Below are 18594 nucleotides of genomic sequence, written 5' to 3' on the forward strand. Positions count from 1 at the left end.
CAATAAGTTCATTGGAATCAGGAAAATTTGGTGAATTTATTTATCCGCTTTATTTTTAATTTAAAGCAGGGTCTATTCATTATTTTATTATAGACAAAACTTCTTTAAATGTTGTCGTTGCTGAATTTTTTACCCATTGAAAAATAACAGTTTCAGCACACGAAATTATAGCACCCGCTTGTTGTAATTGATCAATAGCAATTTGCTTATGCTTTTCATTTCTAGAACCAACGGCATCTGCAATCACAATTACGTCAAACCCGCTTTGTAAAAGATCTAAACATGTTTGCAATACACAAACATGTGCTTCAGTACCAACAACAATTATCTGAGGCCGAGCAAACTGCTTCATACTCGCCAGAAAACCAGGTTCGGCACAGGCACTAAAATGTGTTTTATCGAAATAGGTTGCTTTTGGTAAAAGCGCTTTTATTTCATCTTGTGTGCCACCTAAGCCTTTTTTATACTGCTCTGTAATTAAAACGGGTATACCATGTATAAGGCTCGTTTGAGCCAGCTGTAAAGTACAGCTCAAGATTGTAGGAAAACACTCTATCGCAGGTGCCAACTTGCTTTGCAAATCAATCACTAAAAGCACACTTTGTGAAGCATTAATATTGAATACCCTACTCATATTTACCTCATGGGTTTATAACACCAGTATTTAAAAGTTAACTTAATTCAATCACCAAGAAATGTTTGACTCATGTATCTTTCATACGAGTCAAAATTTAAATTTATGCTATATTACAATACTATCCTACTTATTATGGGGCGAGTTTATAAGTGTATTGGAGTAAGTTTTTTTCCTCACCATCACTGTTTGTTTTCTTTGCATAGGAAGTGTATCAGCTTCGCAAAATTATGCTCAACAGCTACAACGCATCTCAACTGATGAAGGCTTATCACAAAGTTATGCACTGCAATCGATTCAAGATGATATTGGTTACATCTGGATTGCCACGGCACAAGGACTAAACAGATATGATGGTTATCAAATAAAAACCTTTGATGGGGGTTTCGACCTAGACCAAGACTACATTAATAAACTGTTTAAAACCCAAGACGGTCAAATAATTGTTTCTACCGATGTATCTGGCGCATACATGATTAACCCGCTGACCCTAAAAACAGAAAAAATTTATTCGGGTCAACTAGATAAAAAACAAACAGATTTCTCTCCTATATCTAGTATCACACAATTAGAAAATACATTTTATTTTGCGATAAACGAAAAAATATTTAGCTTTAATAATGATCAAAAAAAATTAGACTTAAAAATTGCTCTAAAAAATAAAAATTATTACATCAGAGCTCTCAAAATTTACGACAATACACTCTATATAGGTACAGATAATGGACTTTTTACGTATAATTTAAAAACACAAAGTCTGGCGCCGCTGACAATTCACCAACCTAAAAAAACAACAGTCGACAACAATGACATCAAGTTTTTAACAATTGATGATGACTTAGGGCTGTTAATTGGCACTGTGGAAGGGATGTATCGCATTGCATTTAACACCACTAAACAGATTGATCCTACCCAGATTACCACTCTTATTGCTGATTATAATATTTGGGATTATGCGAACACTGTATATGGTGAGTTTATTGCAACTGAAAGTGGCTTGTTTCAATTTCACAGAGACACAACCCAATTAGAATTCATTTTAAGCTTTGATAAAAGCAAATTTAACATCACCGAAAATACAATAAACAATTTAATGCTTGATGAGATCAGGTGTACTTTGGCTCGCGTCTCGAACACAAGGCGTACTTACATGGGCAACTCAGACTCGTAGATTTAAGCAAATTACCTTACCTAAAAACAATACCATAAATAAAATTTATCAAGATAAAAATCACATTCTTTGGTTAGGCACCAACGATGGTCTAACTCGCTACAACTTAACAACAAAAGACAGTAAAACATACTTGCAATCAACTGACTCTAAAGCGGTTTATGGTGAATATTCCGTATACGACATTTTTCCTTCTCAGCTTGATGATAAGTACCTCTGGTTAGTGCGGTTTAATGGACTGGATCTATTTGATAAAAGCACCGGCAAAATTATCGAAAAAAGAAACCAGAAAAAAAGTGGCGTGAATGGTGAGAATTTATATGGATTTACCCCTTTCAGCTCCGATGTTTTTACCTATATGTCTAGTGAAAACTTTTATATCTATAGTGGAAAAACAGGAGAAAGCAGAGTAATCAATGGATTGAAAGACAAAGTAAACCCTCTAAAGGCTTATACATTTCACCAACCATTGAAATCGCATCCTAAAGAGCTGCTATTGAGCACTGCAAAAAGACTATATCGCTATAATGAGAAAACGCAAAAGCTCACCACTATTTTTCAATCGAACAGCACTAAAGATAATGTTTTTCATACAGTAGAAAATATTTACCTTGATGAAGCTCGTGATACTTTGTGGCTAGCTACCACTCAGGAAGGGCTAATTGGTGTAAACCCAAGTACGTATCAAAGAAAACATTATATAGGCTTAAAAAACACACTGAGAACTGATTCTATCTATTCGTTGCTTGCAGATGATCACAACGGATTTTTATGGGTTAGTAGTAATAATGGTTTATATCAACTCAATTTAGATACGCTTAATACTAATACTTACACAATAGAAGATGGTTTAAGTACAAATGAATTTGAGCCAATTTCAGCCGTTAGACTGCAAGATAATCAGCTCGCATTTGGCAGTAACTCTGGACTACAGGTATTTGATCCATCTGATTTTATCACTACCAGTTCAAAGAGTAGCCTTGAAATTACTGATATAGACCTATTTTCAAAAAGCCTAAGTTATTATCCAAATGAATACACTAACAAGCCATTAATGCTTAGCCATAAAGATATGGGCCTGATGATTAGCTTTTCTATCTTTGATTATCAAAACAAAGACAAAGTACGTTATAAAGTCACTTTATCAGGACCAACCTTGCTTACCTATGATGATTTAAAAGTAAATAAAGTCTTTTTTACTAAATTACAACCCGGCGATTACTCTCTCACTGTATCGGCATACACCAGAGATGGAGTTAATATAAGCATACCAAAAACATTCAACTTTAATGTAGCGTATGCCCCTTGGCAATCACCTATTGCCTATATTGCCTACTTATTCGGTATTATCATCATTTTGTCTTTACTTTTTGGCAGTATCGCAGTCGCCAAATTGTGATTGGAAAAGCTCACAGAGCGACGATCGATTCGCAAAAGCAAACTGAGCTTGCGCTTAAAAATAATAAAAGCGGTGTATGGAACTATTACTTTAAGGATAACTCTGTAAACACACAACGCGGAAAAGAGCTAGGTTATTTAGACTTACCTAAACGTATTCAACTAGATGATTTTTTAGCCTTGATACATCCAGATGATCGCCGACAAATTGAGGGGCAATTACTTTCATATGCTCAGCAAAACGATACGCTAAGCTTGCAAAATAATTGGCAAGCTACATATAGATTACGCCATAAAACAGGTCATTGGTTATGGTATCAAGACCTTGGCCAAATTGTGTATAAACCACAATCCTCTGAGCCTTTGTATATTTCAGGTATTTATACAAACATTACAGAGCAGCGAGCCAATGAACAACAAGCGGCTATTCTTGGTCAGGTTTTTAGTCAAATAACCGATTGGCTATTGATCCTTGATGATCAACTTATGCCTTTTTCAGCCAATAATAGCTTTATTAATACATTTTCAAACAAAAAATCTATTGCCGAATTAAACCCTAAACTTTTCATTAAAGCGATAGGTAAAGCCAAGTGTAAAGAATATTCAGCAATATTAAAGGCGTTAAAGCCAACACAAAATTGGCGTACAGATGCCTATATCAACACAGCAATAAACAATGAACATCCTATACATATAAGCGTTACAGCAGTAGCAAAAGACACCAATGACGTAAGCTACTACGTTGTCGTTATTTCTGATTTAACCGAACAGAAAAACGCAGAAAACGAGCTTCGCTATCTAGCAAACTTTGATCCCCTAACACGCTTACCAAACCGTAGTTTAATGCATCAAAAAATAGAAAAAGCGATTAATCATGCAGACAAAAGTAATAAGCAATGTGCACTACTATTTATCGACCTTGATAAATTTAAACCCGTTAATGACTCATTTGGGCATGCCGTAGGCGATAAGCTACTTTGTAATATTACAGAACGCGTAACAAATATACTGAGTAACAAAGCAACACTTGGCCGCCAAAGTGGTGATGAATTTTTAGTACTGATAAAGCATGTAGATTCACTAAAGTCGCTTACTGAGACAGTAAAAAAAATTAGCCGCGAATTGGCAAGCAAAGTCATTATTGAGGATTTCTCTATCAATATATCTGCCAGTATTGGTGTTGCCCTTTATCCATTCGATGCTATAAATGCAGATCTACTGATCCGAAATGCTGATGTTGCGATGATGCATGCAAAGCAAGCTGGCAGAAATGGATTTAAATTTTTTAGTGAAGAAATGAATGAAGAAATAAAACAAAAGCTTATTCTTGAAAATGATTTAAAAGATGCCGTAAAAGACAATCGGTTTTTTAATCATTACCAACCTATAGTTGATATAAAAACAAAAACTATTAATGGCGTAGAGCTACTGATGCGCTGGGATAATAAAGGTCAATTAGTGTCACCTGCTTTATTTATCCCTATCGCAGAAGAAACAGGATTAATAGAAAAACTTACAGAGCAAGCAATGAAACGAGCACTTATTGAGCTTGCTCCAATTCTGAGCAATAACCCATTGTTTTATATTTCTTTGAATTTATCACCTAAACATATTTTAAAAGCGAATATAACTGAGCGGCTACTCTATATATTAGCAAAATCACAAATATCACCAAGGCAGATCAGACTTGAAATTACAGAAAGTATTTTACTTGAAGACAAATTTAAAGCAGCTAAACAATTACAAAACTTAAAAGCAGCTGGTTTTAAATTACTGCTAGATGACTTCGGCACGGGTTACTCGTCATTAACGTACTTAAGTCAGTTCCCTATAGATGTAATTAAGATTGATCAAAGTTTTGTTAATAGTATTGGTATTGATAAAGACGATGAATCTATTATTAAAACCATATATTCGTTAGCTGAAAACTTAGAGCTTTATTGCATTGCTGAAGGTGTTGAAACACAAGAGCAAATGATATTTTTAGCAAATATAGGTTGCCATGTACTACAAGGGTATTACTTTGCAAAGCCAATGAGCGCCAAAGAGTTACGCAAAAATAGTTGTTTTGAAGAAATTTTGGGGTTAATTTAATTTTACTAATTCGCATGCGAATAAAATCACGCCCAGCATGTTCATAAATTAATGAACATGCGTATGCTCAGCATGGCTCTCTATTTGCAACACACTACTTTTAACATTGAATTTGTCTGACAGCACTTGCTCTACTTTTAAGCGACACGCTTCGTCGTGTTTTTCAATAGTGCAGTGCTGTTTAAGTACAACATGGGCACCAACTACGATCCCTCTATACTTACGAGTAACAGTGACATTATGCACATCATGCACGTGCTCCATATGCGTAATTTCGTTTTCAATATCAATTGCTTTTGGTAACTGCGCTTTATTTAAACGTAAACCTTTAATACAACTAATAATTACTTTAATACCAGTAAATAAAACAAACGACGCAATCAACATGCTCGATAGAATGTCAATTACATCCCAGCCAGTAAAATAAATAAGCACACCAGCAACAAAAGTCGATACAGTAGAAATTAAATCAAAAAATGAGTGTAAGAATACGGCATAGATATTAATACTTGCTTTGCGTCCTTTGTATAAAACCCAAGCAGCTGCGCCATGAAACAAAAACCCGATCCCCGCAATTACCGACATTAAATAACTATTAATAGCAAGCTCATGCCCCTCACTATGATGCATGAACCGTTCACCGCCTTCATACAAAATAATTAAGCTAATAGCTAAATACAAAACACCATTTACAAGTCCACCTAATAACTCAGCCCGTTGATGTCCATCATTATAGGTTTTAGCAAAATGAATCGCTAAGCTAGACGCAATTAAAGCAATAAAAAGTGAGCTATTATGGACAAATAAATGACCCGCATCAGCAAGTACCGCAAGTGAATTTGAATAATAAGCCCCGATGACTTGAATAACCATAAATGAGCAAGTGATAGCCAGGGCAATCAGTAGCCTACGGCGTGAAGCTTGGTGTGTAGTGATCTCTGTCATGAAGTGCTTGAATTACCTATACTTAAAATGCAAGTAAGCCATTAAAAGGCTCAACTGGAAGGAGTAATGATATACAGTATCAATTGTAATACTTTACGCACTTAAACGCACTAAAAAGTTAAGTAAATAGATATAATAATTTTGTCTCGTTATGGGGTGGTTTTCTCATTGTTAAATAGCCCTATATTTAAGTAAATTAATATACACTTATTGAGTTACATCCAATATAAAACTGAGAATAGAATATTTTTGTGGAAGTAAACTTTTCGGTTCGTGCAGTAAAAATTGATAAAATTAAAATGCCAGCACTTTCAAAAAATGCTATATCAACCCCTTCTCTAGTGCCTATTTTTGTGGTTAAAACGCCTTAGTAGTGATAATCTACACACGCTGAAATTATAAACAATACAACTGCTCAGCGTTTAATTATTATAAGGAATGTTTAAATGGATCCAGTCACACAAATTCTCGATATGGTTTTTACTGTTGAGGCTTTTTTACTTGTTTTTGTTATCGTGCTTTTAAAAAGTAGCGTTAAATTTGTACCACAAAATCGCGCTTGGTTAATCGAACGTTTTGGTAAGTACCAATCAACTAAAGAAGCTGGCCTTAACTTTATTATTCCATTTATTGATAGAATATCGGCTGATCGTAGCTTAAAAGAACAAGCTCAAGATGTACCATCGCAGTCAGCTATCACTAAAGATAACATCTCACTTATAGTTGATGGCGTACTGTACTTTAGAGTACTAGACCCGTACAAAGCAACGTATGGCGTTGACGACTATACGTTTGCGGTTGTACAACTTTCGCAAACAACCATGCGTTCAGAATTAGGTAAAATGGAGCTTGATAAAACATTTGAAGAGCGTGATTTACTTAATACAAACATTGTTGCAGCTATAAATCAGGCATCTGAGCCTTGGGGTATTCAAGTACTTCGCTACGAAATTAAAGATATTGTGCCGCCTAACTCTATTATGGAAGCGATGGAAGCACAAATGAAAGCTGAGCGTGTTAAACGAGCTCAAATTTTAGAGTCAGAAGGTGATCGCCAAGCAAATATCAACGTTGCTGAAGGTAAAAAACAAGCACAAGTACTTGCTGCTGAAGCCGACAAAGCCGAGCAAATTTTACGCGCTGAAGGTGAAGCAACAGCAATTACTACGGTTGCAGAAGCACAAGCAAATGCACTTATTAAAATAGGTGAAGCCGCAGATACAGAGCAAGGCCAAAAAGCAATTCAGTTAGACTTAGCAACTAAAGCAATCGCTGCTAAAGAAGCCATTGCTCGTGAGTCATCAATTGTATTACTGCCAGACAACGCGACAGATGCAAGTTCAATGGTTGCCCAAGGTATGGCAATCATTAATAGCTTAAATAAAAAGCATCAGGGTTAATAACTAAATAAAGAGGTTTGTATGGATTTTATTACGCAAAATTTACCGCAAACACTTATGGTACTTGGTATTGTTGCTTTAATAATAGAAGTAGCAGTACTTGGCCTTTCTACATTTATTTTATTGTTTTTTGGATTATCGTTATTCCTTACCGGATTATTAATGAGTTTTGGTATTTTACCTGACTCATTAACCATAGCCCTTTGGAGTAACGCAGTTGTAACCGCAGGCTTGGCGGTTGTACTTTGGAAACCATTAAAACAAATGCAAAATCGCGTAGATAAAAAACAGGTAAATAGTGATTTTGCTGAACTTACTTTTGTACTTGCTAGCGATGTAACAGAACAAGGTTTAACTACACATCAATACTCAGGTATTAGCTGGAAACTCAAAAGTGAGCAACCAATTAGCGCCGGTACTGAAGTCTTAGTAACCAAAAAAGAAGTGGGTGTTATGTGGGTTAAGCCTAAAAGCTAATCATCACTTTAAAACAAGCACTGTGTATAATAAATTACAGTAAAACGGGCGGCTCAAACTGCCCGTTTTTTATGCCTGAGATTTGAAATACAGCGCCTTGTTCACTAACAGTATTATTAATCGCCTCATCAAACGCCGATGTCACAAGTAACAACTCAGCATTTTTACCACCGAATGCAGCGCATGTCGGTTTTAATGCACAAAGCTTTATCGTTTTAATTAACGCACCGTCTGGGGATAAACAAATAACACATCCCATTCCCCAAACAGCTAGCCACAAATTACCTAATTTATCGGTTACGCAGCCATCGGGGTCAACATCAGTATTATTAAATTGATAAAAAACACGTGGCTCAGCGCAAGGTTCGCCAGTTTGCTCATCCAAATCTAATACATAAATACAGCTCGTTAAAGAGTCGCAATAATAACCGCGTAAACGTGGCTTATCAAAGCACAACCCATTTGGGATACTCAAGCCATTTACAACGGCTTTAAGCTGGCGTTTATAATAACGGTATATTTTACCATCCCCTTTTTTAGCATTTACATCCATTGTACTTAACCAAAAGCCACCCCATGGATCAGCACGGCCGTCGTTTGAACGCCTATTTAGCTGTGTATTTTCAATATTAAGAATAAGATGGCGAGTAGTTGAATTAATATGATATTTATATAAGCCAGTACTTGTACAGAGCAGCAAGTGCTGCTCATCAATCCAAGCGATTGCACTGAGCGTATCGGGCATATTAACTGTTTTTAGTTGGCTTTCACTGTGTATGTTTTTGCTTAAAAGTAATTTTTTATTTATGTCGACCCAAAAAAGGTATTCAGCACAGGATGCCAAAGTGGACTTTCTGCAAGCTGATACTGTGTGCTGTCAAAAATGGTTACGCTAGGATCAAACATAAGTAATTATTCTTTATTATTAACAAAGCCTTGTAATATTAAACATTACCAGAAAACAGTGAATTTCGCGATGTGTACTCAGCTTTAATTTATCAACACCATTAGTAATTTTTAGACTGAGTTGATAACATAAAATTTCATAAAAGGATTGACCATGAACAACAATAATAAAAATACACTCGTCGTTGAAGGCGGTGCAATGCGCGGTATATTTGCCGCAGGTGTACTTGATGAGTTTTTAAAACAACAATACCAACCGTTTGAACGCTATTTTGGTGTTTCAGCCGGGGCAACTAATATAGCCGCATTTTTATGCAAACAACCAATGCGAAATTATAAAGTGATTACCGACTACTCGTGCCGTCCTGAATTTATTAATTTAGCGCGCTTTATTAAAGGTGGTCATTTATTTGATTTAGATTGGTTATGGCAAGAAACAATTCGCGAAATACGCCTCCATACAGAGGTATTCGAACAAACTCCACACGAGTTTTATATTGTATCTACGGCAATCGAATCAGGCAAAGCACACTATTTAAAAGCCACCAGCGCCGAAATGGTGCATCAATTAAAAGCATCATGCGCTATACCCATTGCATATCGTGACTACCCTATTATTAATGACATAGCGATGACCGATGGCGGTGTTGCTGATTCAATTCCGGTTATAAAAGCTTACGAAATGGGTGCACACGAAATCACCGTTATTTTGTCTCAATGTTTAGGCTATCGTAAAAAACCAAGTAAGGCACCTTGGCTTACTAAAAAAATGTATAAAAACTATCCAGCATTAATTCAAACGACCTTAAACAGGGCTAATTTTTATAATAAGTCTATCGATTTTATTATGAATCCACCTAATGACTGCAAAATCAATATCATTGCACCACCGGCTAATTTTAAAGTTGGGCGTACCACTAAAAAGTTTGAAATACTTAATAGTGGTTACAACATGGGAATTGATGCTGCTAAGGCCTTTTTAGCTAAATAACTGCATTTTTTAACCTAATAATTGCGGTGCTTTACCCGCAATAACTGCAGTTAGTAAACCAGCTAACATAGCTCCCACAACGGTGCATATTGCACCGCCTAAAATACCGTAAATACTCATAAAACATATCAGCGCTAAACCAAATAACAGTGTACTTAAAAATGTTTTAGTCACTATTGTTAGTGTATTTTTTCGTATGTTGAGCATCATTAGTAGCAAACTCACCATTGCAATTGTAATTAGTAGCTCGTTCATGCGGGTTGTACCTCTGCTTGTAATTTTTGTGTGTTTTTTATTTTTAAGGCACCAAAAATACACGCGATACCCACCACCATAAAGCTTATATCTACTACCGCAACAAACGTACTATTAAGGTTAATAACATTGCTCACGCCAAATATAATATTGAGCGGCAGCACCAACGCAAGCGAAGCGCCGCATAGCAAAAGAGTCTGCTTAAAATAGTTTTTATAACCTACAGGCAATACACTTAAGAGTAACCATGCCAACCACGTGTAAAAAAACACGGGTCCAAAAAAGCTATTTTGCGCCACACCAATAACGGTATAATTAAGTACAACTTGTAAAGGAAATAACACAAAGCTTGCTAATACCAAACCTCCACAACTGCCAATAATAAAACGATTCCATCGTGCATATGCCTGCATACTCAGCGACGGGCTACTGCCACGTGTACGCTTTGCCAGCCACATCATCATCCCTGAAATAGGTAAAAGCGCGGTACTTAAGCCAAGCAATACCCAAAGTAATTTTACAAACACCCCTGCAAAGTTCCCAAAGTGCAGCGGAAACATCAACTCAATTACTTGTATTGATATACCCGAAATATCACCAAAACTACTCATCGACTGCACAAACCCACCATTGCCTTGATAATGCAGTAACTGAGAAGCAACAGCCTCACCACCTAACAAACGTAAATACACCTGCGCATTCGCATCGTTATGCGCCATTATTGTGACATCCCTAATTACTGCTTCAGGGTAACGGCTATGGGCATTCTCTAAAATAGTGTCTATTTTTGTAGGTTGCTTAATGTGGCTAACTACCGGCTCAGGAATGGCGGTAAACGTTTCTATTAACTTATCTTGATCGCCACCAAAGCTCACAAACGCAGCTGCTGGTAGTAAAATAATGGTCGCGAGCCCTAAAAATGATCCTGTAAAACCAATCACAATATTAAATACGCTGCCCCAAATACCTATAACTTTGTGAGCATCACTGACTGCAATATCTAACCCTTTATTTCGTCTAAACGTAAAAAGCTCTTTTATCAATTTACGATGAATAAACAAGCCTGTAACCGCACTTACTAAAAGCGTTAGGCCTAAAAACCCAGTGAGTATTAACCCAATTGGTCGCCCTAAATGCAAGTCTGCATGAAACTCGCCTATATAAGTTGGCGCATCCGTTTTTTTATTAGCGTAAAATTCTTTACTAGGCCCATAGTAAGTATTTTCCAGCGCCAATGTATTGGGATGAAATTGAAATACTCTGGCCACCTCTTGGTCGTAATTTTCATCACCATGGTGAGATTCAAATACCAACGTTAATAAATGAAAGTTATGTCCACTTGGCAAAAACACATGAATGTTTTCGCCAAATTCACTAGGTACTTGTTTATGGTATTCATTTACTAGTCGATTAATTTGCGCGCTGGCAACGTGTTGGCTAGATTGTAGCTCTGGATTTGCCCATATTTTTAACTCAGGTCGCGACAGCACTGCTAATGCCCCACTAAATGCAACAATAAATAGCAGTACCGCAGTAATAATTCCTACCCAGCTATGTAATAAAAATAGCTTTTTTAAAGTGATCGACTTCATCCCTGCCCCTGCGTTAACGCCCAAAAACTCAATAAACCATGTGATACACACAGTACAATCATCACAACAAAAGGTTGCCATACCTTTTGCGCCAAATACGCATAAATAAACAACGCAGTCCAAATAACAGGAAAAAGTAAAATAGGCAGTAATATTTGTTCATTCATTTGAAACGGTAAGTAGGTTGTCATACCCGGAATTATTATTACCGCAGTAATTAGTGCTAATACACACGCAATTAAGTGTCTTCGCCGTGTGGCTGTAAACGTTTTTTTATTATCCATTCTTCGCTCATTAAATTTGCCTAAACATATACAAAACCGCACATGCAAATGATAACAATTGCCATTATATTGTGCATTTATTACTTAATGCAATTTATTAAACAAATTAAGCCGCTTTTATACTAAAAACACGATTGGTTTTTCTTATTAGCTTTTATGCTATGCAGTGCAATTTAGGTACGCAGTAATGCCCCTTTTCAGTGAAGCCGAGTTTGATTTTTTCGTTTTCTCTTGGCTTACCTGTATTAGCTACTCCCTCAGGCTACGAGTTGCTTAAACATTAGATGGCGTAACAGCCCTTTTAAAGCCTTTTATAGTCACTTATTTTTCTATTAAACTATTCATACGGTTTCTAGAAAATTTCACTTTTGTTAGTTTTGGTCTTTACCGAATCGTATTTGGTGGTATTTTATTAACTAACCTGAATTCTGGTTAAGAGATTTAAAAACACTATAAATAATAACGATATTTAAGTCTGTTTCTCTCTAGCTAGAAATTTTTGGTGAAAACAAGGCGAATTTACGCGTCAATAGCTGGTCTATTGCAAGGAAATTCAACGCAATTAGCGCTAAAAACAGCTGCTTGAGATAGATTTATTATCCAGAACTCAGGTTAGCTATAACCTACACATAAGAGAACATTATGAGCGAAAAAATAAACGAAGAAGCACTCCACGCACTTAAAATAGCCTTTACTTACATGCCTAAAGCGATTGAAGTGACAAAGTATGAATATGGCGAGCGCTACCAAAGTGTGCTTGATCACATTGAAGCTGTACGCGAAACATTGCTTATTAACGATGTTGATCCTGAAGAAGTAGGCGGCGATATCAACCCTGAGTACACACCCAATTCAACTTATTAATATAATGATTTGATAATTAAAAGATTTATAAATAATCTTTTGTGCTCAAATTCAGTAAAAAATATTGAACAAGTACTACAAATAAAAGCTGAATAACGCTATCTTTAGTTAAGCTGCTTTACTAGCTAGTTCCATATCAAGATATTAATTAGATTCTAAAAAATTAAGGGATGTTTTCTATTGAATTTTCTTAGACGTTTTCACGATATAGTATCGGATCAAGACCTTAATTTTGACGATAAAACCCACCAGCTTCTAGAGTTCGGACTCGAGGTTTTTAACCTCGATTTAGCAATCATTAGCCGTGTTGAAAATAACTGTTATTCAGTGTTACATGCCATAACCCCTAATAACGAATTAAAAATAGGCACTCAATTTGATCTGGATGGCACCTACTGCGTACACACACTTGAGGCAGGTTCCGCACTTGCATTTCATAAAGTATCACAGAGCATAATTGCAGATCACCCATGCTATATTAATTTTCAGTTAGAATCGTACATTGGTGCACCTATAAAAGTAGGTAACAATGTATACGGTACTGTTAACTTCTCTTCTGCAACTGAATCACCAGTATTTTCAGACGACGCCTACGACTACATTGAGTTGTTTGCACAATGGTTAGGGGCTGAATTTGCTCGCAGCATCACAAGAGAAGAACTCACTAAAAACAGTAATAGTTTATTGAAACTAGAAAGTGTAGCTAATATAGGCACGTGGGAAGTAGACTTAACTAATAATAATATTTATTGGAGTCAACAAACTAAACGCATCCATCAAGTTGACGAAAATTATCAACCAAAAATAGACTCTGCGCTTGAATTTTATAAAGAAGGTCAAAGCAGAGATAGTATAACAAAAGCAGTCGAACTCGCCATACAATCAGGTGAAAAGTGGCATTTAGAACTGGAGATAATCACAGCTAAAAAGCAACATATTTGGGTGTCAACTTTTGGCGAAGCTGAGTTTGATGATGGTATTTGCGTAAGACTTTTTGGCACATTTCAAGATGTGACAGAGTCAGTTACCCTCAGAGAAGAACTTAAAAATAAAAAGGCCGAAGCGGAACGATTACTTGACGATAGAAGCATGTTACTTGCAAAAATAAGTCATGAACTAAGAACACCGCTCAACGGTATAACAGGCATGCTAACCACATTAATAGATGAACAAAACGAAGAAAAACGGTCTGAAAAAATAAAAGTTGCATTACGCAGTGCCGATATTCTTCTGAGCATAATCAATGAAGTACTCGATTTTTCTAAAATCAATCATGGTGAATTGAAACTCGAACCAACCGATTTCTTACTTAAAACAATTTTTACTGATCTTACTTCCTTGTACTCCCCATTGTTTACAAATACTAATGTGGACTTAAAAGTTAGCAATAATATACCCGACCATTGCTGGGCTTATTCAGACAATACAAGATTAAGTCAAATAGTCTCTAACCTATTAAGTAATGCTTTGAAATTCACCGAGCAAGGGTCGGTAAAATTGCAAACATCAATAACTAAAGCGAGTAATCAATTCACTTTAAATATTGAAGTGCATGACACAGGTAGAGGCATGACAAGTGGGTTTTTAAAGTCATTATTTTCGCCTTTCACTCAAGAAGTCGACGCCAAAAACAGCAAAGGTGGAACAGGACTTGGCTTAGCAATAGTTAAAGAACTTGTAGAGTATATGGGCGGTACAATAAAAGTAGAGAGTGAGATAAATAAAGGCACACATTTTTTACTGAGTATTCCAATTAAACCGGGCAAAGAACAAATACATCACTCAAGTAACATATCGCAAGTTAATCTTTATGCTTGCAAGCTTTCTGTTTTAGTTGTCGATGATAACGATATAAATAGATTAGTACTTGATGCATCATTAAATAAGTTTAATGTGAGACCCGACTTTGCAGTTGATGGGCAAGACGCCATATTAAAGTGTCAGCAAAAACACTACGATCTTATTTTTATGGATTGTATTATGCCTATACTCGATGGCTTTGAGGCAACAAAACAACTGCGTTCAAAAAACATTTGCAGGCATGACTCAACTTATATTGTTGCCTTAACAGCTAATACATCAGCGCAAGATAAGCTAGCATGCAAACAAGCTGGTATGGATATGTTTATCTCAAAACCGTTTAAAATGCACTCATTAGAAATTGCGATTGCATCGGCTGCTGAGCGGCTGAAACTCAAACATTAATAAGAAAATATAATTGTATAAGGAATTCAACAATGAAAAATATATTTAGAACCGTACTGTTCGCTATATTAGCTATAGTGCTATTCAAAGGTTTTTCAACTCAACAATGGCCGCCATTAATTATTGTCATTGTTGGGATCAGTATTTTACTACTCTCAACTTTTGTTACAAAGGCTAAATCTACTAGAGGCTCGTCAAGTTATGTAGGCGGTGGCACGTCTCATACGGATAGCAATTGCGGCGGTGGTGATTCTGGTGGTGGCTGCGATTAAATCGCATGTTAATTTTTAAGTATAAAAAAGCCGCCTTTGGAGAAGGGCGGCTTGGGTGAACAAACAGCTAAGGGTGAACGCTGTTATATCAAGAGATATTTCTGGTTAACTATGCAGCACTTTGATCTTGCTCGGTTTCATCGCTGTGGCGAATTAAATAATCAAATGCGCCTAAGCTTGCCGTTGCACCACTGCCCATTGCAATAATAATTTGTTTAAACGGAGTATTGGTTGCATCCCCCGCGCCATAAATGCCTGGTAATGACGTTGCGCCTTTAGCATCAATCAGTATTTCACCAAATTTACTTAATTCAAGGTCGCTGTCTTTTAACCACTCGGTATTTGGTATTAAGCCTATTTGTACGAATATACCGGCAAGCTCAAGCTCTTTGCTCTCCCCCGACACTCTATCTGTGTACATTAAGCCTGTTACTTTTTTACCATCACCAAGTACTTCGGTTGTTTGTGCACTTTTGATAATAGTAATATTTGCCATACTTTTAGCTTTACGAATAAGCACTTCATCAGCTCGTAATGTGTCTGCAAATTCAAGTACCGTAACGCTTTGCACAATATTGGCTAAATCGATTGCCGCTTCTATACCTGAATTACCACCGCCAATTACAGCAACAGGTTTGCCTTTAAACAAAGGGCCGTCGCAATGTGGGCAATATGCCACACCGTGGCCGCGATATTCTTGCTCCCCTGGTACGTTCATTTCGCGCCAGCGTGCACCAGTGGCAAGTACGAGCGACTTAGCTTTAAGTACTGCGCCATTTTCTAGTGTAATTTCGTAACCATTGTTATAACCAAGTGCCGCTGCACGTTGATTATGCATTACATCTACATCGTATTCTTTAACGTGCTCTTCAAGCTGAGCAACTAATTTTGGCCCTTCAGTCGCCTTAATCGAAATAAAGTTTTCTATTGCTAATGTATCGGCAACTTGTCCACCAAATCTATCAGCCACAATGCCTGTATTTAACCCTTTTCGCGCTGAGTAAATCGCAGCCGATGCACCCGCAGGCCCACCACCGATGACAAGTACATCAAATTTATCTTTTTTGCTTAGCGACTCAGCTTGGCGCTGTGCCCCTTTGCTATCTACTTTATTAAGTATGTCGGTAAGGCTTAGTGCACCTTGGCTAAATGGTTCGCCATTTAAATATACAGCCGGTACAGCTAAAATATTTCGCTCTTCCACTTCGCCTTGAAATAACGCGCCATCAATCATGGTGGCTTTAATATTACTGTTTGTCGCAGCCATAGTGTTAAGTGCTTGCACGACTTGCGGGCACGTTTGGCAACTTAGACTTATGTATACTTCAAAGTTTAACTCTTGAGTAAGCGATTGTATTTGCTCAATGTCTTCGCTTTTGGCTTTACTTGCGTGTCCGCCAGTATGCAAAAGTGCTAACACTAAACTTGTGAATTCGTGACCCATAGGTACGCCTGCAAACGTAATATGAGTGTTTTTAATAGGTGAATGTACAACCATTGATGGGCGACGCGCGCTTGTATCAGGATTGTTTATTACCGTAAATTTATCGCTTAGTGAGGCTAAATCGTTTGCTAAGCTTTCTACCTCTGCTGATTTTTTGCTGTCATCCAAGGCAATAAGCAGCTCAACAGGTTGAGTAAGCGATTCGAAATGGCTTTTTAATTGATTTTTTATGTTGTTATCTAACATGGCTTAACCCTTTTAGGAAAATTTAAACAGCAAGCCTCCCAAGCCAAATAATGCATGTGCTTAAACAAATATATTGATATAGGAGGCATCAACAAGCGTACGTTTGTTGATTTAAGGGCAGTTACCTGCCCTTACTTGATTGGAAAATCAGGTAGTTAGATTTTACCAACTAGGTCTAGTGAAGGTGCAAGTGTGTCTTCACCTGGCTGCCAAGATGCAGGACAAACTTCACCGTCGTGAGTTGCAATGTATTGTGCAGCTTGTACTTTACGAACAAGTTCTTTAGCGCTACGGCCAATTCCTAAATCGTGAGTTTCGATAATTTTAATTTCGCCCTCTGGGTTCATTACAAATGTACCGCGAAGTGCTAAGCCTTCTTCTTCAATCATTACACCAAAGCTGCGTGTAATACGTCCTGTTGGGTCGCCAATCATTGGGTAAGTAATTTTACCAATTGTGTCTGACGTGTCGTGCCATGCTTTATGAGTAAAATGAGTGTCAGTAGATACTGAGTAAACCTCTACGCCCATTTCTTGAAGTTGTGAGTAATGATCTGCCACATCGCCAAGTTCAGTAGGACATACAAATGTAAAATCAGCTGGGTAAAAGAAGAAGATTGACCATTTACCTAGAACATCTTTTTCAGACAATTCTACAAAGTCACCGTTGTGGTAAGCGGTTGCATTGAATGGTTGTAATTTTGTGTTGATTAATGAAGTGCTCATGGTATTCCTCATTTATATTTAAGTAGAATTAAAGTTACTCAACGCAGCCGTAGTATGTGGCCTCTTGCGTTGGCTTGATTAGTACAATAAGGCCAATTGATAATTAAATAAAATTGATTGTTTAGATTAAACTAATCGATTTTTAAGATTGAACTAGATTGTGTCTTTTCCCGTAAAAATAACCGGCTCTAATTTTTGGACCAAAATACTGTTACAATACCCGCGCTTTTAATTATATAAACACAGGGCATACTGTTATGGAAAAATTTATCAATCACATTCAATTAGGCTACTTAGGCTTAATACCATTTTTAGGCTGCGTGGGTTGGCCGCTTGTGTTTGGTAGTAACAGTATTAACTTAGAATTTTTCACTTTTTATAGCATTGCTATATTAGCATTTATGACAGGTAACCTATGGCGAGCGGGTGAGCAAAGTTATAGCGATGCAGTAAAAGCCGTACTACCGGTTATTCCTGTGCCATTTTTAGCCTTTGTACCTGTTGAGTGGGCATTGGGTTGGTTAGCTATAAGTTTTTGGCTTGTGCTACTTTTTGAAAAAGCGACTGCGCAATGGCAAACCTACCACAAGGATTACCAAAAAATGCGTGTTGTACTTACCTCTGTTGTGTTTGTTTGTCACATTCTGACTATTGGTATGAGTATTTATCCTAAATAGCAGCTGTAAACTTA

General features: G+C 36.9%; 17 protein-coding genes and 1 pseudogene. 10 read left to right on the plus strand and 8 right to left on the minus strand.

The window, feature by feature from the left end; translation table 11 throughout:
• Positions 1-79: 79 nt before the first annotated feature.
• Positions 80-634 (minus strand): isochorismatase family protein, encoded by a 555-nt coding sequence (locus P4S71_RS01410; RefSeq protein WP_337149886.1) that lies wholly within the window; start codon positions 632-634, stop codon positions 80-82.
• Between the two features lie 472 nt (positions 635-1106).
• Between P4S71_RS01410 and P4S71_RS23000 the strand changes: the two genes are divergently transcribed.
• Genes P4S71_RS23000 through P4S71_RS23010 form a run of 3 tightly spaced genes read left to right on the plus strand, consistent with a single transcriptional unit; the run spans position 1107 to position 5297 of the window.
• The gene (locus P4S71_RS23000; protein WP_442961641.1) at positions 1107-1805 is read left to right on the plus strand and encodes a hypothetical protein; all 699 of its coding nucleotides are present in this window, start codon (positions 1107-1109) and stop codon (positions 1803-1805) included.
• Positions 1735-3204 carry a two-component regulator propeller domain-containing protein gene (locus P4S71_RS23005; protein ID WP_442961642.1) on the plus strand — a complete coding sequence of 490 codons (1470 nt, stop codon included), beginning with the start codon at positions 1735-1737 and terminating at the stop codon, positions 3202-3204. Before P4S71_RS23000 ends, P4S71_RS23005 begins: the two co-directional genes overlap by 71 nt.
• On the plus strand, positions 3201-5297 hold the full coding sequence (locus P4S71_RS23010) for an EAL domain-containing protein (RefSeq protein ID WP_442961643.1): 2097 nt from the start codon (positions 3201-3203) through the stop codon (positions 5295-5297). Before P4S71_RS23005 ends, P4S71_RS23010 begins: the two co-directional genes overlap by 4 nt.
• A gap of 48 nt (positions 5298-5345) precedes the next feature.
• On the opposite strand, the gene P4S71_RS01420 is transcribed toward P4S71_RS23010, so the two are convergent.
• Positions 5346-6242, minus strand: a complete 897-nt coding sequence (locus P4S71_RS01420; protein WP_096794438.1) for a cation diffusion facilitator family transporter — start codon at positions 6240-6242, stop codon at positions 5346-5348.
• Between the two features lie 446 nt (positions 6243-6688).
• Between P4S71_RS01420 and P4S71_RS01425 the strand changes: the two genes are divergently transcribed.
• Positions 6689-7642, plus strand: coding sequence for a slipin family protein (locus P4S71_RS01425; protein ID WP_007375614.1), 954 nt, complete (start codon positions 6689-6691; stop codon positions 7640-7642).
• Positions 7643-7663: 21 nt separating this feature from the next.
• Positions 7664-8119, plus strand: a complete 456-nt coding sequence (locus P4S71_RS01430) for an NfeD family protein (protein ID WP_008134418.1) — start codon at positions 7664-7666, stop codon at positions 8117-8119.
• Between the two features lie 34 nt (positions 8120-8153).
• On the opposite strand, the pseudogene P4S71_RS01435 reads toward P4S71_RS01430, so the two are convergent.
• A pseudogene (locus P4S71_RS01435) lies at positions 8154-9025 on the minus strand (SMP-30/gluconolactonase/LRE family protein).
• 154 nt (positions 9026-9179) lie between these two features.
• Between P4S71_RS01435 and P4S71_RS01440 the strand changes: the two are divergent.
• Positions 9180-10016, plus strand: coding sequence for a patatin-like phospholipase family protein (locus P4S71_RS01440; protein ID WP_096794436.1), 837 nt, complete (start codon positions 9180-9182; stop codon positions 10014-10016).
• Between the two features lie 9 nt (positions 10017-10025).
• Here P4S71_RS01440 and P4S71_RS01445 read toward each other — a convergent pair whose 3' ends face one another.
• Genes P4S71_RS01445 through P4S71_RS01455 form a run of 3 tightly spaced genes read right to left on the minus strand, consistent with a single transcriptional unit; the run spans position 10026 to position 12147 of the window.
• Positions 10026-10271, minus strand: coding sequence for a hypothetical protein (locus tag P4S71_RS01445; RefSeq protein ID WP_008134420.1), 246 nt, complete (start codon positions 10269-10271; stop codon positions 10026-10028).
• Positions 10268-11863, minus strand: a complete 1596-nt coding sequence (locus tag P4S71_RS01450) for a PepSY-associated TM helix domain-containing protein (protein ID WP_337149887.1) — start codon at positions 11861-11863, stop codon at positions 10268-10270. Before P4S71_RS01450 ends, P4S71_RS01445 begins: the two co-directional genes overlap by 4 nt.
• On the minus strand, positions 11860-12147 hold the full coding sequence (locus P4S71_RS01455; RefSeq protein WP_007375620.1) for a hypothetical protein: 288 nt from the start codon (positions 12145-12147) through the stop codon (positions 11860-11862). The genes P4S71_RS01450 and P4S71_RS01455 overlap by 4 nt, the downstream gene beginning before the upstream one ends.
• 642 nt (positions 12148-12789) lie before the next feature.
• On the opposite strand from P4S71_RS01455, the gene P4S71_RS01460 reads away from it, so the two are divergent.
• The 3 genes from P4S71_RS01460 to P4S71_RS01470 all read left to right on the plus strand — a co-directional run bounded on the left by P4S71_RS01460 (position 12790) and on the right by P4S71_RS01470 (position 15488).
• Complete coding sequence (locus P4S71_RS01460) at positions 12790-13011, plus strand: hypothetical protein (protein WP_007375621.1); 222 nt, start codon at positions 12790-12792, stop codon at positions 13009-13011.
• 180 nt (positions 13012-13191) lie between these two features.
• Complete coding sequence (locus tag P4S71_RS01465) at positions 13192-15216, plus strand: hybrid sensor histidine kinase/response regulator (protein ID WP_337149888.1); 2025 nt, start codon at positions 13192-13194, stop codon at positions 15214-15216.
• A gap of 32 nt (positions 15217-15248) precedes the next feature.
• Positions 15249-15488, plus strand: coding sequence for a hypothetical protein (locus P4S71_RS01470; protein ID WP_077535661.1), 240 nt, complete (start codon positions 15249-15251; stop codon positions 15486-15488).
• Between the two features lie 109 nt (positions 15489-15597).
• On the opposite strand, the gene ahpF is transcribed toward P4S71_RS01470, so the two are convergent.
• Together ahpF and ahpC are read right to left on the minus strand one after the other, a co-directional pair.
• Entirely contained in the window at positions 15598-17178 is a 1581-nt protein-coding gene (gene ahpF, locus P4S71_RS01475; RefSeq protein ID WP_337149889.1) for an alkyl hydroperoxide reductase subunit F, read from the minus strand.
• A gap of 155 nt (positions 17179-17333) precedes the next feature.
• Positions 17334-17903 (minus strand): alkyl hydroperoxide reductase subunit C, encoded by a 570-nt coding sequence (ahpC, locus tag P4S71_RS01480; protein ID WP_007375625.1) that lies wholly within the window; start codon positions 17901-17903, stop codon positions 17334-17336.
• A gap of 257 nt (positions 17904-18160) precedes the next feature.
• Between ahpC and P4S71_RS01485 the strand changes: the two genes are divergently transcribed.
• The gene (locus tag P4S71_RS01485) at positions 18161-18580 is read left to right on the plus strand and encodes a DUF3429 domain-containing protein (protein ID WP_033030720.1); all 420 of its coding nucleotides are present in this window, start codon (positions 18161-18163) and stop codon (positions 18578-18580) included.
• The last annotated feature ends 14 nt before the right edge of the window (positions 18581-18594 follow it).

The organism is Pseudoalteromonas sp. B62, from assembly GCF_037162565.1.
In the GTDB taxonomy this organism is placed as follows: Bacteria; Pseudomonadota; Gammaproteobacteria; order Enterobacterales; family Alteromonadaceae; genus Pseudoalteromonas; species Pseudoalteromonas fuliginea.

Coding starts and splice junctions, on each gene's coding strand:
- P4S71_RS01460 (WP_007375621.1), top strand. CDS start 12,790: ATGAGCGAAAAAATAAACGAAGAAGCACTCCACGCACTTAAAATAGCC.
- P4S71_RS01410 (WP_337149886.1), bottom strand. CDS start 634: ATGAGTAGGGTATTCAATATTAATGCTTCACAAAGTGTGCTTTTAGTG.
- P4S71_RS23005 (WP_442961642.1), top strand. CDS start 1,735: ATGAGATCAGGTGTACTTTGGCTCGCGTCTCGAACACAAGGCGTACTT.
- P4S71_RS01445 (WP_008134420.1), bottom strand. CDS start 10,271: ATGAACGAGCTACTAATTACAATTGCAATGGTGAGTTTGCTACTAATG.
- P4S71_RS23000 (WP_442961641.1), top strand. CDS start 1,107: ATGATTAACCCGCTGACCCTAAAAACAGAAAAAATTTATTCGGGTCAA.
- P4S71_RS01425 (WP_007375614.1), top strand. CDS start 6,689: ATGGATCCAGTCACACAAATTCTCGATATGGTTTTTACTGTTGAGGCT.
- P4S71_RS01485 (WP_033030720.1), top strand. CDS start 18,161: ATGGAAAAATTTATCAATCACATTCAATTAGGCTACTTAGGCTTAATA.
- P4S71_RS01450 (WP_337149887.1), bottom strand. CDS start 11,863: ATGAAGTCGATCACTTTAAAAAAGCTATTTTTATTACATAGCTGGGTA.
- P4S71_RS01430 (WP_008134418.1), top strand. CDS start 7,664: ATGGATTTTATTACGCAAAATTTACCGCAAACACTTATGGTACTTGGT.
- P4S71_RS01420 (WP_096794438.1), bottom strand. CDS start 6,242: ATGACAGAGATCACTACACACCAAGCTTCACGCCGTAGGCTACTGATT.
- P4S71_RS01455 (WP_007375620.1), bottom strand. CDS start 12,147: ATGGATAATAAAAAAACGTTTACAGCCACACGGCGAAGACACTTAATT.
- ahpF (WP_337149889.1), bottom strand. CDS start 17,178: ATGTTAGATAACAACATAAAAAATCAATTAAAAAGCCATTTCGAATCG.
- P4S71_RS01440 (WP_096794436.1), top strand. CDS start 9,180: ATGAACAACAATAATAAAAATACACTCGTCGTTGAAGGCGGTGCAATG.
- P4S71_RS01470 (WP_077535661.1), top strand. CDS start 15,249: ATGAAAAATATATTTAGAACCGTACTGTTCGCTATATTAGCTATAGTG.
- ahpC (WP_007375625.1), bottom strand. CDS start 17,903: ATGAGCACTTCATTAATCAACACAAAATTACAACCATTCAATGCAACC.